The following is a 24,230-nucleotide window of genomic DNA, read 5'->3' as shown; positions in this document are numbered from 1 at the left end:
CTGTGGCCTAAGCTGGCGCCAAGATTAGCTGTAGGACAATTCGGGTGCAACCAGGTGCAACCCGAATTTTTCGAGGAAAAGGTGCAACTCGTCCGACAGTGATTTCCGTACAGGGCGAGGGGTCGTTTTTGGCGCGGTTAAATCGCGAAAACGACCTCTTCGCTCCAAAAAGGGGCAAAAAATCGGCTTCGTCGGAAAATGCGCGGGCAGGTGCAACTTGCAAATGAAAAATGGTTGCACCCAGTTTGCGTTGTTGCATAGCATTCGCCGCCTGGGTGCAACCGCAAACGCTGCGGTTGTGCATGAGATAAAAACAAACGCCAGGGCACACACATGGGCAACCCACTAACGATCACCTTCGTGATCTACATCGCGGCAATGGTGCTGATCGGCTTCGCCGCCTATCGCTCCACCAACAACCTTTCCGACTACATTCTGGGCGGGCGCAGCCTGGGCAGCGTGGTAACCGCACTGTCTGCCGGTGCTTCCGACATGAGTGGCTGGCTGCTGATGGGCCTGCCGGGCGCCATCTACTTCGCTGGCCTGTCCGAGGCCTGGATCGCCATCGGCCTGACCGTGGGTGCCTACCTGAACTGGCTGTTCGTGGCCGGTCGCCTGCGCGTGCAAACCGAGCACAACGGTGACGCGTTGACCCTGCCGGACTATTTCTCCAGCCGTTTCGACGACAATAGCGGCTTGCTGCGCATCATTTCCGCCATCGTCATCCTGGTGTTCTTCACCATCTACTGCGCTTCCGGCATCGTTGCCGGTGCCCGTCTGTTCGAAAGCACCTTCGGCATGCCCTACGAAACCGCCTTGTGGGCTGGCGCTGCCGCTACCATCGCCTACACCTTCGTGGGTGGCTTCCTGGCGGTGAGCTGGACCGACACGGTGCAGGCGTCGCTGATGATCTTCGCGTTGATCCTCACGCCGGTGATCGTGCTGATCTCCACAGGTGGCTTCGACACTACCTTCGCGGCCATCGAGGCGGTCAACCCGGCCAACTTCGACATGTTCAAAGGCGCAACCTTCATCGGCATCATCTCGCTGATGGGTTGGGGCCTGGGCTATTTCGGCCAACCACACATCCTGGCGCGCTTCATGGCGGCCGACTCTGTGAAGTCGATTGCCAACGCCCGCCGCATCTCCATGGCCTGGATGATCCTGTGCCTGGCCGGTACCTGCGCCGTGGGCTTCTTCGGCATCGCCTATTTCTCGGCCAACCCTGATCTGGCTGGCCCGGTTACCGAAAACCACGAGCGCGTGTTCATCGAGCTGGCGAAGATTCTGTTCAACCCCTGGATTGCCGGCGTATTGCTGTCGGCCATTCTGGCGGCGGTGATGAGCACCCTGAGCTGCCAGTTGCTGGTCTGCTCCAGTGCCCTGACCGAAGACTTCTACAAAGCCTTCCTGCGCAAGCATGCGTCGCAACGTGAGCTGGTGTGGGTCGGCCGCCTGATGGTGCTGGCGGTGGCCCTGATCGCCATCGCCATGGCGGCCAACCCGGAAAACCGTGTGCTGGGCCTGGTGGCCTATGCCTGGGCGGGCTTCGGTGCAGCCTTCGGCCCGGTGGTGCTGATTTCGGTCCTGTGGAAAGGCATGACCCGTAACGGCGCGCTGGCCGGTATCGTGGTCGGTGCACTGACCGTGATCCTGTGGAAGCAGATCGATGTCTGGGGCCTGTACGAAATCATCCCGGGCTTCCTGCTGGCGAGCATTGCCATCTTCGTGGTGAGCAAGCTGGGCAGCCCTTCGCAGGCGATGGTGCAGCGCTTCGAGACGGCTGATGCGGCGTACCACGCTGACAAGTAATACCCGCTGAGCCGGCGGCGCCTGCTTCCACAGGGTTTGCACGGAACCTGAAACCAGTGCGATCCGTGTGGGAGCGGGCAAGCCCGCGAAGAAGCCGCCGCCGACCGACAGCCAGGCCTGACGCCGCCTGCAAGGCAAGGTAAACTTGCCGCCTTCGCAGGAGTTGCCATGAACTATCGTCACGCCTTCCACGCCGGCAACCATGCCGACGTCCTCAAACACATCGTGCTGACCCGCCTCATCGCCCTGATGTCGCGCAAGGAGCAGCCGTTCGCCTACATCGATACCCACGCAGGGCTTGGCCTGTACGACCTGCAGGGCGACCAGGCAAGCCGCACCGGCGAGTATCAGCAAGGTGTGGCCCGCCTGTGGAACCGCGATGACCTGCCGGCCATGGCCGCTGACTACCTGCGCGTCATCAAGCGTTTGAACGCCGACGGCGAGCTGCGCTACTACCCTGGTTCGCCTGAGCTGGCCCGGCGTTTGATGCGCCAGCAGGACCGTGCCCTGCTCAATGAGAAGCACCCGGAAGACGGGCCGTTGCTCAAGGAGAACATGAAGAAAGACCCGCGCGTTACCGTGCACCTGGGCGAAGGCTGGCACGTGCCGCGGGCCTTGCTGCCTGTGCAGGAAAAGCGCGCGATCATGCTGATCGACCCGCCGTTCGAGCAGGCCGATGAGCTCAAGCGCTGCACCACGGCCATGAAAGAGGCCATTGGGCGCATGCGCCAGACGGTTGCAGCCATCTGGTACCCGATCAAGGACCAGCGTTCGTTGACACGCTATTACCAGGACCTGACCAGCACCGGCGCACCCAAGCTGCTGCGGGTGGAGCTGTATGTGCACCATCAGGACAGTCCCCAGGGGCTCAATGGTTCTGGCCTGGCCATCGCCAACCCGCCGTGGGGGCTGGAAGACGAGCTCAAGGAGTTGCTGCCGTGGCTGGCCAAGGAGCTGGCGCAGACTGCCGGCAGCTACCGCATGGACTGGCTGATCGCCGAGTAGGCTGCACCTCGATCCCTTGTAGGAGCGGCCTTGTGTCGCGATAGGGCCGCAAAGCGGCCCCGGCAATTTCTGCCGCGAAGCTGAGAAACTGGGGCCGCTTCGCGCCCCTTTCGCGACACAAGGCCGCTCCTACAACGACCGCGCAGTTCGTGATCTTTGCGTTATAATCCCGCCTTTTAGTCGCCACCCGCCCAAGCGGCCGCTGGCGCATCTCTACCGAATGAAGAGGCTGATCCCTTGGCATTGACGATTCTTGGCCTGTCCGGCGCCCTTAGCCATGACCCTTCCGCGGCCCTGTACATTGATGGCAAGCTGATTGCCGCCGCCGAAGAAGAGCGCTTCGTGCGTGACAAGCATGCGAAGAACCGCATGCCCTACGAGTCGGCGAAGTTCTGCCTGGAGCAGGCAGGCATCAAGCCATCCGACGTCGACGTGGTTGCCATCCCGTTCGCGCCCATCAGCCTGTTCGGCAAGGCGCGCTGGCACTACGCCAAGCGCTACTGGTACGCCCCGGATCGCGCCCTCGATGCAATCCTGATGGGCAACCGCCGCTACAAGCGCTACCGCAAGAAGATCGTCTGGTGCCTGGAGCAACTGGGCTTCGACCCGAAAAAGATCAAGATCGAGCCGGTCGAGCACCACCTGGCCCATGCTTCCAGCGCCTATCACTGCTCGGGCTTCAAGGAAAAAACGGCCATCCTCGGCATCGACGGTAAAGGCGAGTACGCCACCACCTTCTTTGGCTACGGCGAAAACGGCAAGATCCACAAGATCAAGGAATTCTTCGACCCGGACTCGCTGGGTGGCCTGTACGGTGCCATTACCGAGTTCCTTGGTTTCGAGATGCTCGATGGCGAGTTCAAGGTCATGGGCATGGCGCCGTATGGCGATGCCAGCAAATACGACTTCTCGCGCCTGGCCAGCTTCGAGAACGGTGAACTGGTGATCAACACCGAATACGCCAACGTCATCGGCCTGCGCCGCCATAAAGAAAAGGGCAAGGGCTTCTACTTCTCGCCCAAGCTGATCGAGTGGCTGGGGCCCAAGCGCGAAGGCGATATCGCCGACGAGCCGTACATCCATTACGCGGCCAGCATGCAGGCGTTGTTCGAGAAGATCGCCCTGCAGATGATCGACCACTACCTGGGCGACACCCTGCGCGAAACCGGCAAGCTGGCGTTTGCCGGCGGCTGCGCGCTGAACGTCAAGCTCAACCAGAAGATCATCGCCCGCCCGGATGTCAAAGAGCTGTTCGTGCAGCCGGCTTCCGGCGACGCCGGTACTGCGGTTGGCGCTGCGGCCTACGTGTCCCACGCCCGTGGCGTACCGGTCGAGAAGATGGAGCACGTCTACCTCGGCCCGTCCTATTCCAACGAGGACGTGATCGCTGCCTGCGCTCGGCACCCGAATGCACCGACGTGGCGCAAGCTCGACGACATGCCGCAGCGTATCGCCAAGATCATGGTCGATGGCAACCCGGTGGCCTGGTTCCAGGGCCGCATGGAGTTTGGCCCGCGCGCCTTGGGCGGGCGTTCGATCATCGGTTGCCCGAGCGTGCCGGGCGTCGCCAACCGTATCAACGAGCAGATCAAGTTCCGCGAGCGCTGGAGACCTTTCTGCCCGTCGATGCTCGACACTGTCGCCCCGCAGATGATCAAGGTCGATCACCCGGCGCCGTTCATGACCTTCACCTTCGAAGTGGCTGAAGAGTGGAAAACCCGTGTGCCGGAGGTGGTTCACGAGGACGGTACCTCGCGTGCCCAGGTGCTCAAGCGCGAGTACAACCCGCGCTACTACGACATGATGAAGGCGCTCGAAGACCTGACCGGCAACGGCGTGTCGCTGAACACCTCGCTGAACCGCCGTGGCGAGCCGATGATCTGCTCGCCGACCGACGCCCTGAACATGTTCTTCGGCTCGGACCTGCAATACCTGATCATGGAAGACATCCTGGTTGTGAAGGACGGCGCTGCCGCCTATGACCAGCCGCTCTGAACCGCGCATCCTGCAGTTCTGCCATGGCTATGACGGGCCGTTTCTGGACTGTGCCCGTCAGTACGCCAGCCTGTTCCAGGGGCGTGGCTACCGGGTCACCACGGTGTTCCTCACGGGTGCCGCCGACGCGCAAGTAGCGGCGGGTTGCGCCTCGGACGAGGTGCTGTTCCTGGGCTTCAGCTCCAAGGCCGTGCGTGGTCTCAAGCTGGGCGCGATCCGCGCCCTGCGGCGGATTGCGGCCGAGCGCAATTTTGCGTTCTGCATCGCCCACCGCTTCAAGCCGATCTATGTGGCGTTGCTGGCTACTGGCCTGCCGGTGATCGGCGTGCACCATGCCTTTGGTGACTACCAGCGCAAGGGGCGGCGCATTTTCGCCAACCTGTTCGGCAAACGCCTGAGCCTGCTCGGGGTGTCGGATGCCGTACGCGACGACATGCGCCGTTGCTTGCCGCAGTGGCCGGCCGAACGCATCCAGACGCTGTACAACCGTATCGACATCGAGGCCCTGCAGGCGGCCCAGGTGCCGCGCGCCGAGGCGCGGCAGGCGCTGGGCCTGGATGCGCAGGCATGGATCGTCGGCAATGTCGGCCGGCTGCACCCGGACAAGGACCAGGCCACGCTGTTGCGCGGTTTTGCCCAGGCACTGCCCGGGCTGCCGGCCGGCGCCCGGCTGGCGATCCTTGGCAAGGGGCGTCTGGAAGGCAAGCTCAAGGCCCTGGCTGGCGAACTGGGTATTGCCGGGCAGGTCGACTTCCTTGGCCAGGTGCCGGACGCGCGCCGTTACTTCCGGGCTTTCGACGTGTTCGCCCTGAGCTCCGACCATGAGCCGTTCGGCATGGTCCTGCTCGAGGCCATGGTAGCCGGGGTGCCCGTGTTGGCCACCGCCTGTGGCGGTGCCCGCGAGGTGGTCGAGGGCGTTGGCGTGCTGTTCCCGCTGGGCGACTCCGGGCAGTTGGCCCAGGGCCTGGAACATATGGCCGTGCTCGACGGGCAGCAGCGTCAGGCCTGTGCCGAACACATGCTGCAACGCCTGCGTGAGCGCTTTTCCGACCAGGCCGTGCGCGAGGCTTTCTGGCAACTGCCGCAGGTGCGTGCGCTGGTGGGGCAGGGGTGATGCTCAATCGTATTCAGGCTTGGCGCGAACGCGGCTGGCAAGTGATCGACGCCCACGCCTATGCCCAGGCGTGGGCCCGCTTTGGCGGCAGCGTCGCGACTCACCCGCTGGTGGTCGAGCAACTGGCTGACCTGGCGCAGATACCCGTGCGCTACCTTGGCTGGCACCAGAATGGCGAGCTGAAAGCCGCCATTGCGACCTGGGGGCGCCACCTGGCCCTGTCCAAGGACGTGCTCAAACGCGCCGGCAAGAAAGCCCTGTTCGACCTCGGCAACGCCGAAATCATCCTGCCGGCCGCACCCGATGCCGGCGCACCGCTGCGTCACAGCGTGCGCTACCTGTCCGAACTGAACCAGGGCCGCTTCAGCGGGCTCAAGGTGCAGAAGGAACAGCTGGCCATGGCCCGCGCGCACGAAGACCTGTCGAAGAAGTTCCGCTACAACCAGCGCCGCGAGCTGCGCCTGCTGGAAGAGGCGGGCGGGGTGGTGCGCCCGATCAGCGCGTTCAGCGCACAGGAAATCGCCAGCATGTACTGCGACCTGTTCCAGCGCCGCTGGGGCTTCCCGGCCACCGGTGCAGAGCGCATGGCCGATGTGCTGGAGCGTCTGCGTGAGCTGCTGATCGGCTCGGTACTGCTGCTGGACGGCAAGCCGATCGCGATCCAGCTGGTGTACCGCGTCGAGGCACCGCAGTGGGTCAGCGTGGAGTACATCAACGGCGGTGTCGACCCCGAAACCAAGGCCTTCAGCCCAGGTAGCGTGTTGAGCTTCCTCAACACCCAGGCGGCCTGGGACGACGCCCGAGCGCGCAACAAGCCGCTGCGGTTCTCGTTCGGTCGTGCCGACCGCGAGTACAAGGAGCGTTGGTGCAACCCCGTGCCGGTGTACCAGGCATGAGTCGCAAGCAGCAGTTGCTCAAGCGCCACCGGCGCAACAAACGCCTGGCGCTGCTGGCAGGGCTGGCCGGGCTGGTCGCCTTGGGCCTGGCCACCTGGTGGTGGCTGCCGCTTTTGCTGTTGCCGCTGCTGTGGGCTGCGCATGAGGCGTGGTTTGCCGACCATCTGTTCTACACCCCGGGCGAAGATTACGCCTACGACTTCGGGGAGCACACCCGGCCCGTGGCCGCGCGCTTGCAGGCCGGTCTGCTCAAGGCCGACTGCGTGCTGCAGGGCGGGGAAACCCTGGTGCTCGAACTGCACATAAAAAGCAGTTGGCTGGGGCGTTTTCTCGATCCGCGGGTCGAACTGCTGGCGGGCGAGCAGGCCGACCAGCAAACCTTCGAGCGCGGTGTCGCCGGCTTGCGTTATCTCAACCTCACCGGCCTGGCCGCGCCCCTGCAGGCCGGCACACTGCGCTTGCGTGGCCGGCATTGCCGGCTGCTGGGCCAGCCGCGCTTGTGGATAACCCCGGAGGTCGAACTGCAACGGCGGCGGGTAATGGTGATTGCACCCCATGCCGATGACGCCGAGTTGGCCGCCTACGGGCTGTACAGCCAAGCGCAGGAAGCCTGGGTGGTCACGCTGACCGCCGGTGAAATCGAGGCCGAGCATTATCGGCAGATGGGCCTGGGCAAGGCTGAAGCCGCTCGCCTGAAAGGTCGCCTGCGCGCCTGGGACAGCATTGCCGTGCCGCGCTGGGCCGGGGTGGCGGAATCTCGTTGTGTGCAGTTGGGCTACTTCTGCCTGCAATTGCCTGCCATGCAGGCGGCGCCCGATCGGCCTGCGGCGTCTCGTGAAGCCGACATGGCCGATATCCGCCCGTTCCGCCAGTTCAACCCGTTCCCGCTGCCCGCCGACCAGGACGGTGCCCCTACCTGGCACAACCTGTTGGCCGACTTGCGGGCTGTGCTCGAGTTGGCCAGGCCCGAAGTGCTGGTGCTGCCGCACCCCCAGCTGGACCCGCACCCCGATCATGTCTGCGCCCAGGCCGCGGTGCTCGAAGCCTTGCAGGGGCTGGCCTGGAAGCCACAGACCCTGCTGTGCTACGCCAACCACCTGCATGACAACGATCGCTGGCCAATGGGCGATAGCGGTGACGGCGTGGCGTTGCCGCCGCAGTTGAGCGCGGATCAGGCCTGGGCCCCCTGCAGCCTGGTACTGGACCTGGCCAGCCAGCGTGACAAGGCAATGGCGCTGGGCATGATGCACGACCTGCAACCGCCAGCCCCCTTCAAGCGTCGCCTGCGCCGCTTGCTGCAGCGGTGGCTGGCCGGTCGCCGCCCGTCGCCTTATGGGGAGAACGAGTTCTTCCGCAAGGCGGTGCGCCGGCATGAGCTGTTCTGGCGGCGTGAGCTGTAAAACTGACCGCGTTGGCGCAGAGCGCCCAAGGAACATGATGAAAGTCCTATTTCTGGTACAGAAGGAACAGCGCGCGATCCTGGATCGCCTGTACGACGGCGTCGCGGCCAACTGCGAATGCGACCTGCGCTGGTTGACCAGCGAAGACCAACGCAACCTGCGCCGCTACTTCAAGCGCCACGTGCAGGTCGAGCGCTATGACCGCATTGTTTTCTTTCTGCGCTTCAAGCAGGAAATCCGCCAGGTCGCGTTCATTCGTACCGTGCCGAACCTGGTCATACTCGAGCACGACGCCTACCAGAACTACATCCCGTGCAAGTACACCGGCAAGTTCAGCGCCCACTACCGGCAACTGCCCTGGGCGCGTGTGATCAGCTCTGGCTACATGGTCAGCGAGCGCCTGCGCCAGGAAGGCTTCGATGCGGTATTCGTGCCCAAGGGTTATGACGAGCAGTTGCTGGCTGACCAAGGGCGCGAGCGCGATATCGAACTGGCCTTCGTCGGCAGTGTCAACAGCGTGGCCTACAGCGGCCGCAAGGCGCTGCTGGACGAGTTGGGGCAGGTCGAGGACCTGCTGGTAACCCGCACCAAGTCGGGCGAAGACTATTGCAACACGCTCAACCGAATCCGGTTTTTCGTCAGCGCCGATGTCGGCATGGGCGAATACATGATCAAGAACTTCGAGGCCATGGCCTGCGGCTGTGTACTGCTGGCCTATGACCAGGGCGAGCAGGAAAACCGTGCGTTGGGTCTACAGGACATGCACAACGTGGTGTTGTATGACACCATCCCGACCCTTCAGGCCAAGCTGCGACGCTTGCGTGCCGAGCCTGAGCTGGCGCGGCAGATTGCCGAAAATGGCCGCCATCTGGCGGTTTCCCGTTTCAGCTTCGGCGCTGTAGGCCGTAGCATCGTCGAGCACATGCGCCCAGCGCTCAGGCCCCGCCCGCCATTATCAGCATGGCAGCGGCTGCGCCTGAAGCTGGGCTTCTAACATAAGAGCTTTGGCGCCCAGGAACGGGCGTTGAAAGCCGACAGTCGCAACGCGGGGGGAGTCCGGTGCGCTTTTCAAATGAGAGTGATGTCACGCTTGTCGTGACCAGTTGTGGGCGGTTCGACCTGCTCAAAGACACCCTTGAGAGTTTCGATCGCTACAACACGGCGCCCATACGCGAGGTATTCATCACCGAAGATTCAGGTGACGATGCCGTGCATGACGCTGTGCCAGAGCACTGGAAACCGCACTGCAAGGTGTTCGTCAACCGCCCCAAGCTAGGCCAGCTGGCGTCTATCGACCTGGCCTACAGCCACGTCAAGACGCCCTACATCTTCCATTGCGAGGACGATTGGCACTTCTATCGCCAAGGCTTCGTCGAGGACTCGCACGCCATTCTGGCTGCCAGCCCCGACCTGCTGCAGGTGTGGCTGCGCAGCCACGCCCACGACCTGGCCGTGCACAGCCCGTACATTCACCTCGGGGATCGGCAGGTGATCGCCGGCGTGCCGTGCTACCCCCTGTTGTCGGACAAGGCCGAATGGCAGGCGTTTTCGTTGAACCCCGGCCTGCGGCGGTTGAGCGATTACCAGCGCTGTGCGCCATTTGCCGCCTATGCTGGAGAAAAGGCGCTGTCCCGGCGTTATGCCGAGCTCAACCTGACAGCGGTCACGCTGGAAGGTGATGCGGTATTGCACACTGGGTTCGGTAATCACGTGACCGTACCCATTGAAGTGGAGCGCAAGGCCAAGCGCCGTCAGCGTGACCGGATGAAGCTGGCATTGACGCTGGTGGCCGGGGCCTTGATCGGCGCAGGTATTACCGTTTTTGTACAGTAACAACGCAGTCATGCCCGCGATTGCCCGCAGCAAGCCCCCCCCCGACAACGTCGATTGATGCTGGCCGAGCGATGTCTCGGCTGACCTCAACGCGCGAGCAGGGCGCCCTCGAATGCAGCGAGGGGGAAGCGCTCGCCGAGGTTTTCCCGCTCTATGTAACGCACCATGTGCTGCACATTGCGCCGGATCATGCGCGCTGACAGCGGCGGCCGCAGGAAGCGCATGTCGGCTACGTCGATCAGGCCCAGGCGCTGGTCAGGGGTTACCACCACGTTGCCCAGGTGCAGCGAGCGGAAATACACACCGCTGCGGTGCAACTGGCGGATCAGTTCGATCAGGCGCGGCAGGTAGATATCCCAGCTGAAACTTTCATCCCGAGACATTTGCAGCAAGGTGCGCCCCGGCAGAGGGCGATACAGCACCGCGGTGCGGCCTGGCATGTCGAGCTTGTGTTGGCTGATCACCTCGAGGGTGGGAATGCCCAGTTGTGCCAGGCGCGCAGCGTTGTCGACGAAGCGCTGCGAGTACGGGCGCAGCAGTGCAGATGAAATCAGACGTTTTCTACGAAAAACCTTGAGGAAATTACCATCTGCGAGCAGGTAGACTTTGGCGCCATGGCTGTCTGCCTCAAGCACCTGGGCGCCGTGTGTCAGCTGGTCGAAGTCGACCTGGTTGAGCCGCGAGCATTGCATGAATAGGGCCTTGTCGTCTGGCGAGCAAAATGACCGGCAATAATGCCGAAAATAATGCGGTAGCACCATGCATGGTGTCTTCGATTCATCGGGTAGGAACGGGTTCGCCCACACAGCCCTGTAGCTCGGGCTTGCGATGATGCTGCCATGGGGGCGTGCCGAAAATGACGCCTGTGGTAAAATTTCCGGTTCAACCTGAACAGCGAGCTTGATAATGGCCGAAACACCGCGACCGGCGGAGCACACATCCAGCCTGAAGATCTACTTCCGGCTGCTGGGCTATGTGAAACCCTACGTCGGCATTTTCCTGCTGAGCATCATCGGTTTCGTGATCTTCGCCTCGACCCAGCCGATGCTGGCCGGCATCCTCAAATATTTCGTCGATGGGTTGAGCAACCCCGAAGCGGTGTTGTTCCCCAACGTGCCGTACCTGCGCGACCTGCAATTGCTTCAGGCCGTGCCGCTGCTGATCATCCTGATCGCCGCCTGGCAAGGCCTGGGCTCGTTCCTTGGTAACTACTTCCTGGCCAAGGTCTCCCTGTGCCTGGTGCACGACTTGCGGGTGGAGTTGTTCAACAAACTGCTGGTGTTGCCTAACCGCTACTTCGACAACCACAACTCCGGGCACCTGATTTCACGCATCACCTTCAACGTGACCATGGTCACCGGTGCTGCCACCGATGCCATCAAGGTAGTGATCCGCGAAGGCCTGACCGTGGTGTTCCTGTTCGCCTACCTGCTGTGGATGAACTGGCACCTGACCCTGGTGATGGTCGCCATCCTGCCGGTCATCGCGGTAATGGTCAGCGTGGCCAGCAAGAAATTCCGCAAGCAGAGCAAGAAGATCCAGGTAGCCATGGGCGACGTCACCCACGTTGCCTCTGAAACCATCCAGGGCTATCGCGTGGTCCGCAGCTTCGGTGGCGAGGCCTATGAGGAACAGCGTTTCGGCAAGGCCAGCCTGAGCAACACCGACAAGCAGCTGCGCATGACCAAGACCGGTTCGCTGTACACGCCGGTGTTGCAGCTGGTGATCTACACCGCCATGGCCGCGTTGATGTTCCTGGTGCTGTTCCTGCGGGGCGAGTCCACCGCTGGCGACCTGGTCGCCTACATCACCGCTGCCGGCCTGTTGCCCAAGCCGATTCGCCAGTTGTCGGAAGTCAGCTCGACCATCCAGAAGGGCCTTGCAGGTGCCGAAAGCATCTTCGAGCAACTGGACGAAGCCCCTGAGCTGGACACCGGCACGGTCGAGAAGGAGCGCGTGGAAGGGCACCTGGAAGTGCGCAACCTCAGCTTTACCTACCCCGGTACCGACCGCGAGGTGCTGAGCGACATCAGCTTCACTGCCGAGCCCGGGCAAATGATCGCCCTGGTTGGCCGCTCGGGTAGTGGCAAGTCGACGCTGGCTGCGCTGATCCCGCGCTTCTATCACCACAGCAAAGGGCAGATTCTGCTCGATGGCGTGGAGATCGAGAACTACCGCCTGCGCAACCTGCGCCGCCATGTGTCGCAAGTGACCCAGCATGTCACCCTGTTCAACGACACCGTGGCCAACAACATCGCCTACGGCGACCTGGCCGGCGCCCCGCGCGCAGACATCGAAGCCGCGGCGGCCGATGCCTACGCCAAGGAGTTCGTCGACCGTCTGCCGAAGGGCTTCGATACCGAAGTCGGTGAAAACGGCGTGCTGCTGTCCGGCGGTCAGCGCCAGCGCCTGGCAATTGCCCGTGCACTGCTGAAAAACGCCCCACTGCTGATTCTCGACGAGGCCACCTCTGCCCTGGACACCGAGTCCGAGCGGCATATCCAGGCGGCGCTGGACCACGTGATGCAGGGGCGGACCACGCTGGTCATCGCCCATCGCCTGTCCACCATCGAGAAGGCCGACCAGATCCTGGTCATGGATCAGGGCCGGTTGGTAGAGCGCGGTACCCATGCCGAGTTGCTTGCGGCAAATGGCCATTATGCCCGCCTGCATGCCATGGGCCTGGATGAGCCGGCCAAGGCCGACATCACCTGAACCCTCCTTGATCGGGGCCGTCATGGCCCCGATTGTCACGGGAATTTTCCATGGGCTATCTGGCCGTAAAGCCATTGACGACCCTGTGCTAATATCCTGCCCCTGTTCATTATTTCCATATGGGTTGCCCATGAAGTTGTCCATGCCGCGTTTCGATCAAGCCCCGGTACTGGTGGTCGGCGATGTCATGCTCGACCGCTACTGGCATGGCGGTACTTCGCGTATTTCGCCCGAGGCGCCAGTGCCGGTGGTCAAGGTCGATCAGATCGAGGATCGCCCCGGCGGTGCGGCCAACGTTGCCTTGAACATTGCCGCGCTGGGCGCACCCGCGTCGCTGATCGGCGTCACCGGCCAGGACGAGGCCGCCGACAGCCTGGCCAATAGCCTGCAGGCTGCCGGGGTGCGCTCGGTGTTCCAGCGCATTGCCCACCAGCCGACCATCGTCAAGCTCCGGGTCATGAGCCGACACCAGCAACTGCTGCGTATCGATTTCGAAGAGCCCTTCGCCACCGACCCGCTGTCGCTGGCCAGCGAGGTCGACAACCTGCTCGAGGGGGTCAAGGTGCTGGTCTTGTCCGACTACGGCAAGGGTGCGCTGAAAAACCACCAGGCCCTGATCCAGGCGGCCCGGGGCAAGGGCATTCCGGTGCTGGCCGACCCCAAGGGCAAGGATTTTTCCATCTACCGTGGCGCCAGCCTGATCACCCCCAACCTCAGCGAGTTCGAGACCATCGTGGGTCGATGCGTCGATGAGGGCGACCTGGTCGCCAAGGGGTTGCAGCTGCTTCAGGACCTGGACCTGGGCGCCTTGCTGGTCACCCGTGGCGAGCACGGCATGACCCTGCTGCGCGTTGGCCAGCCAGCGCTGCATTTGCCGGCGCGGGCGCGCGAAGTGTTCGACGTTACCGGGGCTGGCGATACCGTTATCTCCACCCTGGCCGCCGCGATTGCCGCCGGTGAGGACTTGCCCCACGCAGTGGCCCTGGCCAACCTGGCGGCAGGTATCGTGGTCGGCAAGTTGGGTACCGCCGCCATCAGCGCCCCTGAACTGCGCCGTGCGATCCAGCGTGAGGAAGGCTCCGAGCGCGGTGTGCTGGGCCTGGAACAGCTGCTGCTGGCCATCGATGACGCGCGGGCGCACAAGGAGAAAATCGTTTTCACCAACGGTTGCTTCGATATCCTGCATGCCGGGCACGTAACCTACCTGGAGCAGGCGCGGGCCCAAGGCGATCGCCTGATCGTGGCCGTCAACGACGATGCTTCCGTCAGCCGCCTGAAAGGGCCGGGCCGGCCGATCAACAGCGTCGACCGGCGCATGGCCGTGCTGGCCGGGCTGGGTGCGGTGGACTGGGTGATCAGCTTCTCCGAGGGCACCCCGGAGAACCTGCTGAGCCAGGTCAAGCCGGATGTGCTGGTCAAGGGGGGTGACTACGGCATCGACCAGGTGGTCGGCGCCGACATCGTCAAGGCCTACGGCGGCACCGTGAAGGTGCTGGGGCTGGTCGAGAACAGCTCGACCACGGCTATTGTCGAGAAGATCCGCAAGCACTGATCGAGCGCCACTCTTTCACTGGCCTGTGTAGGAGCGGCCTTGTGTCGCGAAAGGGCTGCGTAGCAGCCCCAGGATTCCACTGCAAACGCACAAATAGCTGGGGCTGCTGCGCAGCCCTTTCGCGACACAAGGCCGCTCCTACAGGGGCCACGCTGGCTTCAGAATCTTATTTGTGAAGTGAGGTGCGCGCCCGCTGCAGCAACGCCCGCGCCTTGTCGCCAAAACGTTGCAGGCGTGAGGCCCGCGCCGGCTTGCTTTCCACCAGGCCTTGCTGCTTGACCCAATCCCTCCAGCGCACCCGCTCGTCCGCCACTACCCAACCGTCCTGTTTGGCAAAGCTTTCGGCCAGGTAAAGGCCGCGCGTACTTGCAGGCACCAATTCGTCCTTCTTCAACGTGTACAGCTCTGCCAGCGGTTGGCCGTCCTGCAACGGCATCAGGTATAGGTCAGGGCGCTTGCGGTTGAGCCTCGCCACCAGTTGGTCGCCTTCCAAACGCTCGTCAACGTGGAACAAGCTGAGTTTCTTGGCGTCCCGCGGCACCTGCAAACGCATGTCATAGATCAGCTGCAACGACGCCGTGGGCAAGTGCACATAGGCCCGCGGCCGCTCCAGCAGGGGCAGCTGGCCACAGTGTACGGGCCGGGCGGCACCGGATTGCGGGGCCAGCACGAAGTGCGGGGTTTCGCGGTAGTGCAGGGCGGCAGCGTAGGGGACGGGTAGCCAGGTGTCGATGAAGCGCCCGCCCAGCCAGCCTTCCGGGGTTTCCAGCAGGCATTCTTCGGCTACTTCCTGCACGGCAGTATGCAGGGGCAGGTTCAGCTCCTGCGCCGGCACGTAGCCGGAAATCAGTTTCAGTACCACATCGCCCCGGTCTTGCCGGCGCTGGCGCACCAGCACCCAGTAATCGCGGTTCTGCCAATGCAGCGTCAGGCGCACCGATACGCCCAGGTTGGCCAGTTCGGCCACGAAGCGCTGCGGGTCGGGCAGTTCGATGGCTTTGCGCCGCTGTTGGGTCTGGGCGAAATTCAGCGGCATGCCGATGCTCTGGTAAATCAGCCCTTCGGCGCTCGCCTCGACGTGCAATGGCAGTGTCTTGAAGTTGCTCGGGTTCTTGCGGATCAGCGTTCGCGCCACGAGGCTCCTCCTTGCGTCGGGTCAGTTTCCAGGCCCAGGGGGCCGTGGGTAACTCAGTGCTGGCCCAGAATACGGGCAACGGTGGCCACGTTATGGGCCAGGTGCAACGGGTTGATGGTGCCGACGATAGCACTGCTGACGCCCGGGTGGGCGAACAGCAGTTCGAAACTGGCCTTCACAGGGTCGACACCCGGCGCCAGGCAAAGGTGCCCGCTGGCCAGCGCCTTTTTCACCAGGATGGCCTTGCCGTGCTCGGCAGCGTAGTCCAGCACCGGCCGTTCTGCCTGCTCGCTGAGGTTGTAGGTGACCATGGCGCAATCGCCTTGCTCCAGGGCCTTCAGGCCGCCGGCGACGGTTTTGCCGGACAGGCCGTAGCCAAGGATCTTGCCCTCTTGTTTGAGCGCGGCCAGCGTCTGGTACACCTCTTGCTGCTCAAGAATGGCCAGGTCGTTGCCGTCGGAATGCACCAGCACCAGGTCGATGCGGTCGGTTTCCAGGCGGCGCAGGCTGCGCTCCACCGAGCGGCGAGTGTGGGCGGCGGTGAAGTCGAAATGTGACTGGCCACCGTCGAATTCTTCCCCGACCTTGCTCACGATCACCCACGCGTCGCGCTGGCCGCGCAGCAGCGGGCCCAGGCGTTCCTCGCTGCGGCCATAGGCGGGGGCGGTATCGATGAGGTTGATGCCCAGTTCACGGGCCTGGGCCAGCAGCATGCGGGCTTCGTCGTCGCTGGGGATGGTGAACCCATTGGGGTATTTCACGCCCTGATCGCGGCCCAGCTTGACCGTACCCAGGCCGAGTGGCGAAACCTGAAAGCCGGTGCTGCCCAGCGGGCGGTGCAAACCGTGCAGGGTGGGCAGGCTCATGGCAGCAGGCGCTCCCAGGCCGGCACACCCAGCACCGGCCGAGGCAGGTCGCCTAGCTCGGCATGCGCCTGTGGGCGGATCCCGTCGCGTTGCAGATGGCTGATGACGCGGTCGCTGAAGTCCGGTGCCAGCGCCAGTTTGGTTGGCCAGCCCACCAGCAGGCGGTGTTGCTCGGCGAGGAAGGCGTTGTCCGGGCGTACCAGGCCGGACTGTGCCGGTTCTGCGCGGTCGACCCGCAGTGTGGCCCAGTGCAGTTGGCTTTGGTCGACCCAAGGCAGCAGGCTGGCGATTTCCTTCTGGGCGGCGGCTATTTGTGCCTCAGGCTCGCGGGCGACGCCATCGGCTTCGGCCAGGTCGCCACCCAGGTACCAGACCCACTGGCCATCGGCCGCGGGGTGGGTGGTGATGGTGACCCTGGGCTTTGGCCCACTGCCCAGGCAGTGGGCGTACAGCGGTTTGAGGTTGGCGCCTTTGGCCAGCACCATGTGCAACGGGCGGGTTTGCATGGCCGGCTGCTGCAGCCCCACGGCATGCAGCAGGTCGGCCGTGCCGGCGCCGGCGCTGAGTACGATGCGTTGCGCACGGATGTCACGGCCGTCCACGCGCAGGCCGACCAGTTCTTCACCTTCGCGAAGCGGTTCGATGTGCTCACCAGCCAGCAGGCTGTCACCTGCCAGTTCGGCCAGGTTGGCCAGCAGGCTGGGCACGTCGATGACCAGTTCAGCCAGGCGGTAGACCTTGCCTTTGAACGCGCGGTCTTGCAGGGCGGGTGGCAGTTGCTCGCCCTTTACCTGATCGACCCGGCCGCGCACGGCCTTGCTGGCAAAGAAGCTGGTGAGGTTGCCGGCCAGGGTGCCTGGCGACCACAGGTAGTGGGCATCGGACAGCAGGCGGGTGCCGGCAAGATCCAGCTCGCCGCTGCCGCTCAAGGCTTCGCGCCAGCGGCGCGGCATGTCGGCAATGGCTTCCGACGCGCCGGTCAGGGCACCGTGCAGGGCGTACTTGGTGCCGCCATGGATAATGCCCTGGGACTTGATAGTCTGCTCACCGCCAAGGCTGGCGCGCTCCACCAGCACTGTCGAATACCCCATGCGGCGCAGGCGTGCGTTGAGCCAGAGGCCTGCGACCCCGGCGCCGACGATCAGCACGTCAGTGGAAATGGCAGATGGCATGGCGGTACCTCGAAGACTGGGACAGCTGGCAAGTATACAGGGTATCCCCCAGCGGGCCCTACCGCCGGCAAACCCGGCCAGTGCTACCCCGTGGGCGCTGGCTTGCCTCGCGGGGTACAGCTCAATGCCCGGTGGTCTTGGAGAACAGCTGAATCACCACCACCCCGCCGACAATCATCGCCATCCCCAGCATCGCCGGCACATCCAGTTTCTGCCCGTAGATCACCAGCGCCGCCACGCTGATCAGCACAATGCCCAGCCCCGACCAGATGGCATAGGCAATACCCACCGGAATGCTGCGCACCACCAGGGTGAGCATCCAGAACGCAATGCCGTAGCCCACCACCATCAGCAGCAGCGGCAACGGCGTGCTCAAGCCTTTTACCGCTTTCATCGAAGCGGTGGCGATGACTTCGGCGCAGATGGCAATGGCGAGATAGGTGTAGGCATTCATGGTGGGATCCTCCGGTTCTGGCGGGCATTCTAGGCTCAACCTGGATGCGGTAAAGTCATTACCTATCAATTCTGGAGATAGGCCAATGGCCGAGCAGTGGAACCTCGAACAACTGCGAACCTTTGTGCGCGTTGCAGAATTGCGCTCGTTCTCTGCCGTGGCCCGTGAACAGCGCAAGGCCCAGTCGGCGATCAGCAGCGCGGTCGCCTTGCTGGAAACCGACCTGGGCGTCACCCTGTTCGAGCGCAGCAGTGGCCGGCAGCCGAAACTGACGCAAAACGGCAGCGCGCTGCTGGAAGATGCCCGTGAACTGCTGCGCCAGTGCGAACGCCTGGATGGCCGTGCGCTGGCGTTGATGCGCGGGCAGGAGGCCTTGCTGCGCGTGGCGCAGGACGAAGCCATGCCCTACCAGCCGGTGATTGACAGCCTCGATGAATTGGCCAGCCGCTTTCCGCTGCTGGAGGTGCAACTGGCCAGCGGGGCCCAGGGTGATGTGGCGCGCAAACTGGTCGAGCGGCGCGCCGACCTGGGGCTGTTCTTTCACCACGAGAGCATTCCGGCAACCCTGGAGCGGCGCGCCCTGGGCAGCGTGGAAATGGTCACGGTCTGTGCGGTCGACCACCCGCTGGCGGGTCGTGGCCGGGTCACTCGCCAACAGCTGGCCCGCCATCGTCAATTGCTGATCACCCCGCAGCAAAGCGGTTACCCCGGTGGCGAGGCCATCAGCCCGCAGGTGTGGCGTGCCGACAGCTTCTACGTTCTGGCGGAGCTGTTGATGCGCGGCCTGGGCTGGGCCTGGTTGCCACGGCATGTCGTGCAGTACCCCACATACCAGACGCACATGGTGGAGCTAGACAGTGAGTGGCGCCCACCGGCGTTGGTGGCGGAACTGGCCTGGCGCCGTGATGAACCCCTGGGCCCTGCTGCGCAATGGTTGGCCGAGCGCTTTGCAGTGCACTTGCGCGCGATCGGGTAAACTCCGCTGCCATGAACAGAACCCTCTATACCTTGCTCTTTCACCTGGGCCTGCCGCTGGTCGCGCTGCGCCTGTACCTTCGCGCACGCAAGGCGCCGGCCTATGGCCAGCGTATCGGCGAGCGGTTTGCCTTCAGGCTGCCGGCCATGCGCCAGGGCGGTATCTGGGTGCACGCGGTGTCGGTCGGCGAAAGCATTGCCGCGGCGCCGATGGTGCGCGCCTTGCTCAAGGCCTACCCGCAACTGCCCATCACGATCACCTGCATGACCCCTACCGGTTCCGAGCGCATTCGCGCCATGTTCGCCGACGAACCGCGCGTGCAGCATTGCTACCTACCCTACGATCTGCCGTGGGCGGCCGGGCGCTTTCTCGACCATGTGCAGCCCAAACTGGGCATCATCATGGAGACCGAGTTGTGGCCCAATCACATCCACCAGTGTGCCGAGCGCGGTATTCCAGTGGTGCTGGCCAATGCGCGTTTGTCCGAGCGCTCGGCCCGTGGTTATGCGCGTTTTGCCAAGCTGACCCGGCCTATGCTGGCAGAGATGAGCCTGATTGCCGTGCAAACGCAAACCGAGGCGCAGCGCTTCCTTGATCTGGGGGCGCGTCCTGAGTGCGTGCAGGTCACCGGTTCGATCAAGTTCGACCTGAAGATCGATGAGCAACTGCGACCCCGTGCCAAGGCATTGCGTGCCCAGTGGGGGGTGCAGCAGCGCCCGGTGTGGATTGCTGCCAGCACCCATGAGGGGGAGGATGCGCTGGTGCTGCAGGCGCATCAGCAGTTGTTGCAGGTGCATGGCGATGCCTTGCTGATCCTGGTACCGCGCCACCCTGAGCGGTTCAATGCGGTGCATGCGCTTTGCAGCGAGCAGTTCAGCACCGTTCGCCGCTCCACTGGCGCGCCCGTCGACGCACAAACCCGGGTATTGCTGGGCGACACCATGGGCGAATTACTGTTTCTGTATGCGCTGGCCGATATCGCCTTCGTGGGCGGCAGCCTGGTGCCGACCGGCGGGCACAACCCGCTGGAACCGGCAGCACTGGCCTTGCCGGTGATCATGGGGCCGCACGTGTTCAACTTCCTCGAAATCAGCGCAATGCTGGTAGAGGCAGGGGCGTTGCAGCAGGTGGACGATGCCGACGGGCTGGCCGAGGCCGTGCGGCGGTTGGTCGAGTTACCGCAGGATGCCCAGCGCATGGGCGCGGCGGGCAGGGCGGTGATGCAGGCCAACCAAGGTGCATTGCAGCGCTTGCTCGATGGGCTGGCTGCGCTAATGCGCTGATATTCGCAGCGGTGCGATCCCTGCAGGAGCGGCCTTGTGTCGCGAAAGGGCCGCACAGCGGCCCCGACAATCTTGCGGTCGTGCGAAAATCCCGGGGCGCTGCGCCCCCCCTTTCGCGACACAAGGCCGCTCCTACACCGCGTGCTTCCTGAGTTCAAGGGCGGCGCTCGAAGTTCTTGGCTGCAGCCGCCGCCAGATCCGGTGGCAAGAAGTCCTTGTCCGGGTTGTAGTCGGGCTTCAGGTAACGCCCCAGATCCTTCAGGTCTTGCGGGCTCAGGGTGCCGGCGGCCTGCTTGAGGCTCAGGTTGTCGAGGATGTAGTCGTAGCGGCTGTTGTTGTAGTCGCGCACCGAGGTGTACAGCTGGCGCTGGGCATCGAGCACGTCGACGATGTTGCGGGTGCCGACCTGGTAGCCGATTTCAGTCGCTTCCAGCGCACTCTGGTTGGAGATGATCGACTGCTTGCGTGCCTGGACCTGTTCCACGTCGGTGTTCACCGCGCGGTGCAGGTTGCGGGTGTTCTCCACCACCTGGCGGCGCAGGCTCTCGCGCTGCTGTTCGCTCTGGCTCAGGCGCTGGTAAGCCTCGCGTACCTGCGAGCTGGTCAGGCCGCCGCTGTAGATCGGGATGTTCAGTTGCAGGCCGATACTGGTCTGCTCGACGTCGCCGCTGTAGCGAACGTTCTGTTGGGGAGCAGGGTTGGTAAAGCCGAGGCTGTCGTTGTCACCCTTCTGGTATTTGGCCACTGCATCCAGGGTGGGTGCATGGCCGGCCTTGCGCTGGCGCAGGGTTTCTTCGGCGGCAGACACCGCATAGTTGGTGGCCAGCAGGTTGAGGTTCTGGCGCCCGGCCGTTTCCACCCAGGCCTTGGCATCGTTCGGCGTAGGTACCTGCACTGGCAGGCTATGCACCACACCCTGGATCGAGCTGTACTCTCGGTTGGTCAGCGTTACCAACGCTTCGAAGGCATCCTGTACCTGGCGATCGGCGATGATCCGGTTGGCCCGGGCAGTGTCGTAGCCGGCCTGCGACTGCAGCACGTCGGTCTTGTCCGACAGGCCGACATCGAAGCGTTCGTTGGACTGGTCGAGCTGGCGCTTGAACGCGGCTTCCTCCGCCTTGGTCGCGGCCAGATTGTCCTGGGCGCGCAGCACGGCAAAGTAGCTTTGGGCCGTTTGCAGGATGAGGTTCTGCTCAGTGGCCGACAGCTCCAGGGCGGCTTGTTCGTTGACCGCCTCGGCGGCCTGCAACTGGAACCAGCGGTCGGCGCGGAAAATGGGCTGCGCCAGGGTTGCACTCCAGGCGTTGCCGCTGCGGTTGGAGGTAATCGACGGCTCGTCCAGCTTGGTGCGGGTATTCATCATCTCGGCCCCGGCCGACAGGTTCGGCAGCAAGCCGGCGCGGGCCTGCGGTACCACCTCACGGCGTGCGCCGTAGTCGGCGCGTGCTGCTGCCAGGTCGGCGTTGTTGTCGACCGCTTCCTGGTACACGCTGACCAGGTCGGTCTTGACCGTCTGGGGCGCGTCCGCTGCCCAGGCCACTCCGTTGGACGCACAAGACACGGCTATTGCCAGTGAGAGTTTGCGCAGCATAAAGGCAATCCTTGTACGAAATTGAATTACTGAACCGTTGAGTATTTGGCGATGCGCCAGTTTAGTGCCATGTGCCCCCCGGCAACAATCGCCGGGCGCGCCTTTCATCATCTGCGCAGAAACCCGCTTGGCTTTGCCGACCACAGCAGTCTAGACTGCGCAGGTTCTTGTCGGGGTGCCTTGAAGCAAAGGCTGAGATCGCAGAGGTGCGGATCCCGTTGAACCTGATCAGGTTAGCGCCTGCGTAGGGAACAAGATTGCTCGCCTTCCCGGGGAGCCTCTTGTGCCAGGTCCGGGATTGTCACAGCTGCATGCAGCTTCAAGGCACCCCCATATCCGGCACTGCATCCACTAATGGATGCGTCCGCGCCATTCAGGTTCACCCCGACATTCCACTGCTAGGAAGCCGTCTGGAGAGCCTGTGATGACCCAACAAGAAAAAACGATCAACCTCAGCGAATCGGCGCAAGTCGATCAGCAGTCCGTGCAACCGTTCCCGCGTTCGCGCAAGGTCTATGTGCAGGGCTCGCGCCCGGATATCCGCGTACCCATGCGGGAAATCAGCCTGGCCGATACGCCGACCGATTTCGGTGGCGAGTCCAATGCCCCGGTACTGGTCTACGACACCTCCGGCCCCTACACCGATCCCAGTGTGATCATCGACGTGCGCAAAGGCCTGGCCGACGTGCGGTCGGCCTGGATCGACGCGCGTGGCGACACCGAGCGCCTGGCCGGGCTGAGCTCCGACTTCGGCCAGCAGCGCCTGAACGACGCCGAGCTGGCCAAGCTGCGTTTTGCCCACGTGCGCAACCCGCGCCGGGCCAAGGCCGGCGCCAATGTTTCGCAAATGCACTATGCCCGCCAGGGCATCGTTACCGCCGAGATGGAATATGTGGCCATCCGCGAGAACATGAAGCTGCAGGAGGCGCGCGCCGCCGGCCTGCTCGACGCGCAACATGCCGGGCATAGCTTCGGTGCCAATATTCCGAAAGAGATCACCCCCGAATCCGTGCGCCAGGAAATTGCCCGTGGCCGTGCGATCATCCCGGCCAACATCAACCACCCGGAGCTGGAGCCGATGATCATCGGCCGTAATTTCCTGGTGAAGATCAACGGCAATATCGGTAACAGCGCCCTGGGCTCGTCCATCGAGGAAGAGGTGGCCAAGCTGACCTGGGGCATCCGCTGGGGGTCGGACACGGTCATGGACCTGTCCACCGGCAAGCACATCCATGAGACCCGCGAGTGGATCATCCGCAACTCGCCGGTGCCGATTGGTACCGTGCCGATCTACCAGGCCCTGGAAAAGGTCAACGGGGTGGCCGAGGACCTGACCTGGGAGCTGTTCCGCGACACCCTGATCGAGCAGGCCGAGCAGGGTGTGGACTACTTCACCATCCATGCCGGGGTGTTGCTGCGCTACGTGCCGCTGACCGCCAAGCGGGTCACGGGCATCGTCAGCCGTGGCGGCTCGATCATGGCCAAGTGGTGCCTGGCCCATCACAAGGAAAACTTCCTCTACACCCACTTCGACGAAATCTGCGAAATCATGAAGGCCTACGACGTCAGCTTCTCGCTGGGCGATGGCCTGCGCCCCGGCTCGATCGCCGACGCCAACGACGCTGCGCAGTTCGGTGAGCTGGAAACCCTTGGCGAGCTGACCAAGATTGCCTGGAAGCATGACGTGCAGTGCATGATCGAAGGCCCTGGCCACGTGCCGATGCAGTTGATCAAGGAGAACATGGACAAGCAGCTGGAATGCTGCGACGAGGCGCCGTTCTACACCCTCGGCCCACTGACCACCGATATCGCCCCGGGTTATGACCACATCACCTCGGGCATTGGTGCGGCAATGATCGGCTGGTTCGGCTGCGCCATGCTCTGCTACGTGACGCCCAAGGAGCACCTGGGCCTGCCGAACAAGGATGACGTCAAGACCGGCATCATCACCTACAAGATCGCCGCGCATGCTGCCGACCTTGCCAAAGGCCACCCCGGCGCACAAATCCGCGACAACGCCCTGTCCAAGGCGCGCTTCGAGTTCCGCTGGGAAGACCAGTTCAACCTCGGCCTCGACCCTGACACTGCCCGCGCCTACCACGACGAGACGCTGCCCAAGGAGTCGGCCAAGGTCGCGCACTTCTGCTCGATGTGCGGGCCGAAGTTCTGCTCGATGAAGATCACCCAGGAAGTGCGGGAGTACGCCGCCAAGATCGAAACCGTGGACGTCACGGTCGAGCAAGGCATGCGTGAGCAGGCCGAGCGGTTCCGCCAGGAAGGCAGCCAGCTGTACCACAAGGTCTAAGAACGCAGGGGCCGGCTCCCGCAGGAACCGCACCAGGCCCAAGGCCAGGGCGTTTTTTGTGGGAGCGGCCTTGCGTCGCGATACGAGGACGAAGTCCTCGCCAGGAACACCAACAACATTGCCGGC

At 63.7% G+C, this 24,230-nt stretch carries 19 protein-coding genes and 1 riboswitch; of the genes, 13 read left to right on the top strand and 6 right to left on the bottom strand.

Annotation, left to right across the window (positions count from 1 at the left end; genetic code table 11):
• Window positions 1-333: 333 nt before the first annotated feature.
• The 8 genes from putP to AACG97_RS25605 all read left to right on the top strand — a co-directional run bounded on the left by putP (window position 334) and on the right by AACG97_RS25605 (window position 10,055).
• Complete coding sequence (putP, locus tag AACG97_RS25640) at window positions 334-1,812, top strand: sodium/proline symporter PutP (RefSeq protein WP_009681355.1); 1,479 nt, start codon at window positions 334-336, stop codon at window positions 1,810-1,812.
• Window positions 1,813-1,980: 168 nt separating this feature from the next.
• The gene (locus tag AACG97_RS25635; RefSeq protein ID WP_054914014.1) at window positions 1,981-2,817 is read left to right on the top strand and encodes a 23S rRNA (adenine(2030)-N(6))-methyltransferase RlmJ; all 837 of its coding nucleotides are present in this window, start codon (window positions 1,981-1,983) and stop codon (window positions 2,815-2,817) included.
• Between the two features lie 237 nt (window positions 2,818-3,054).
• On the top strand, window positions 3,055-4,812 hold the full coding sequence (locus AACG97_RS25630) for a carbamoyltransferase family protein (protein WP_144189430.1): 1,758 nt from the start codon (window positions 3,055-3,057) through the stop codon (window positions 4,810-4,812).
• Window positions 4,796-5,926, top strand: a complete 1,131-nt coding sequence (locus tag AACG97_RS25625) for a glycosyltransferase (protein WP_225786371.1) — start codon at window positions 4,796-4,798, stop codon at window positions 5,924-5,926. The genes AACG97_RS25630 and AACG97_RS25625 overlap by 17 nt, the downstream gene beginning before the upstream one ends.
• Window positions 5,926-6,822: an antimicrobial resistance protein Mig-14 gene (locus AACG97_RS25620; RefSeq protein ID WP_009681351.1), complete on the top strand. Its 897-nt coding sequence runs from the start codon at window positions 5,926-5,928 to the stop codon at window positions 6,820-6,822. Before AACG97_RS25625 ends, AACG97_RS25620 begins: the two co-directional genes overlap by 1 nt.
• Window positions 6,819-8,222 carry a PIG-L deacetylase family protein gene (locus AACG97_RS25615; RefSeq protein ID WP_047150060.1) on the top strand — a complete coding sequence of 468 codons (1,404 nt, stop codon included), beginning with the start codon at window positions 6,819-6,821 and terminating at the stop codon, window positions 8,220-8,222. Before AACG97_RS25620 ends, AACG97_RS25615 begins: the two co-directional genes overlap by 4 nt.
• Before the next feature lie 37 nt (window positions 8,223-8,259).
• The gene (locus AACG97_RS25610) at window positions 8,260-9,216 is read left to right on the top strand and encodes a glycosyltransferase family protein (RefSeq protein ID WP_029887216.1); all 957 of its coding nucleotides are present in this window, start codon (window positions 8,260-8,262) and stop codon (window positions 9,214-9,216) included.
• 65 nt (window positions 9,217-9,281) lie between these two features.
• Window positions 9,282-10,055, top strand: a complete 774-nt coding sequence (locus AACG97_RS25605) for a glycosyltransferase family 2 protein (RefSeq protein ID WP_054881222.1) — start codon at window positions 9,282-9,284, stop codon at window positions 10,053-10,055.
• An 86-nt stretch (window positions 10,056-10,141) separates the two neighbouring features.
• Here AACG97_RS25605 and AACG97_RS25600 read toward each other — a convergent pair whose 3' ends face one another.
• Window positions 10,142-10,747: a toluene tolerance protein gene (locus AACG97_RS25600; RefSeq protein WP_144189426.1), complete on the bottom strand. Its 606-nt coding sequence runs from the start codon at window positions 10,745-10,747 to the stop codon at window positions 10,142-10,144.
• Between the two features lie 214 nt (window positions 10,748-10,961).
• Between AACG97_RS25600 and msbA the strand changes: the two genes are divergently transcribed.
• Complete coding sequence (gene msbA / locus AACG97_RS25595) at window positions 10,962-12,770, top strand: lipid A export permease/ATP-binding protein MsbA (RefSeq protein WP_009681345.1); 1,809 nt, start codon at window positions 10,962-10,964, stop codon at window positions 12,768-12,770.
• Window positions 12,771-12,900: 130 nt separating this feature from the next.
• Window positions 12,901-14,322 (top strand): bifunctional D-glycero-beta-D-manno-heptose-7-phosphate kinase/D-glycero-beta-D-manno-heptose 1-phosphate adenylyltransferase HldE, encoded by a 1,422-nt coding sequence (hldE, locus tag AACG97_RS25590; RefSeq protein WP_009681344.1) that lies wholly within the window; start codon window positions 12,901-12,903, stop codon window positions 14,320-14,322.
• 166 nt (window positions 14,323-14,488) lie between these two features.
• Here hldE and AACG97_RS25585 read toward each other — a convergent pair whose 3' ends face one another.
• The 4 genes from AACG97_RS25585 to AACG97_RS25570 all read right to left on the bottom strand — a co-directional run bounded on the left by AACG97_RS25585 (window position 14,489) and on the right by AACG97_RS25570 (window position 17,949).
• The gene (locus AACG97_RS25585) at window positions 14,489-15,457 is read right to left on the bottom strand and encodes a metal ABC transporter ATPase (protein ID WP_197885114.1); all 969 of its coding nucleotides are present in this window, start codon (window positions 15,455-15,457) and stop codon (window positions 14,489-14,491) included.
• A 53-nt stretch (window positions 15,458-15,510) separates the two neighbouring features.
• Window positions 15,511-16,323, bottom strand: a complete 813-nt coding sequence (locus tag AACG97_RS25580) for an aldo/keto reductase (RefSeq protein ID WP_009681342.1) — start codon at window positions 16,321-16,323, stop codon at window positions 15,511-15,513.
• A complete protein-coding gene (locus AACG97_RS25575) occupies window positions 16,320-17,495 on the bottom strand; it encodes an NAD(P)/FAD-dependent oxidoreductase (protein WP_029887210.1) in 1,176 nt (391 codons plus the stop codon). The genes AACG97_RS25580 and AACG97_RS25575 overlap by 4 nt, the downstream gene beginning before the upstream one ends.
• 121 nt (window positions 17,496-17,616) lie before the next feature.
• Window positions 17,617-17,949: a DMT family transporter gene (locus AACG97_RS25570; RefSeq protein ID WP_009681340.1), complete on the bottom strand. Its 333-nt coding sequence runs from the start codon at window positions 17,947-17,949 to the stop codon at window positions 17,617-17,619.
• A gap of 85 nt (window positions 17,950-18,034) precedes the next feature.
• Between AACG97_RS25570 and AACG97_RS25565 the strand changes: the two genes are divergently transcribed.
• Window positions 18,035-18,925, top strand: a complete 891-nt coding sequence (locus AACG97_RS25565; RefSeq protein WP_009681339.1) for a LysR family transcriptional regulator — start codon at window positions 18,035-18,037, stop codon at window positions 18,923-18,925.
• An 11-nt stretch (window positions 18,926-18,936) separates the two neighbouring features.
• Entirely contained in the window at window positions 18,937-20,208 is a 1,272-nt protein-coding gene (gene waaA / locus AACG97_RS25560; protein ID WP_197885112.1) for a lipid IV(A) 3-deoxy-D-manno-octulosonic acid transferase, read from the top strand.
• A 154-nt stretch (window positions 20,209-20,362) separates the two neighbouring features.
• Here the strand turns inward: waaA and AACG97_RS25555 are convergent, their stop codons facing one another.
• Window positions 20,363-21,799: a TolC family outer membrane protein gene (locus AACG97_RS25555; RefSeq protein WP_009681337.1), complete on the bottom strand. Its 1,437-nt coding sequence runs from the start codon at window positions 21,797-21,799 to the stop codon at window positions 20,363-20,365.
• A 161-nt stretch (window positions 21,800-21,960) separates the two neighbouring features.
• A riboswitch (TPP riboswitch) is annotated at window positions 21,961-22,067 on the top strand.
• Between the two features lie 156 nt (window positions 22,068-22,223).
• Between AACG97_RS25555 and thiC the strand changes: the two genes are divergently transcribed.
• Window positions 22,224-24,104, top strand: a complete 1,881-nt coding sequence (gene thiC, locus AACG97_RS25550; RefSeq protein ID WP_232555011.1) for a phosphomethylpyrimidine synthase ThiC — start codon at window positions 22,224-22,226, stop codon at window positions 24,102-24,104.
• Window positions 24,105-24,230 lie beyond the last annotated feature (126 nt).

Origin of the sequence: Pseudomonas sp. Nvir (genome assembly GCF_963778085.1) — a bacterium.
Taxonomy (GTDB): Bacteria; Pseudomonadota; Gammaproteobacteria; order Pseudomonadales; family Pseudomonadaceae; genus Aquipseudomonas; species Aquipseudomonas juntendi.
This window is presented reverse-complemented; position numbering and strand designations above follow the sequence as displayed.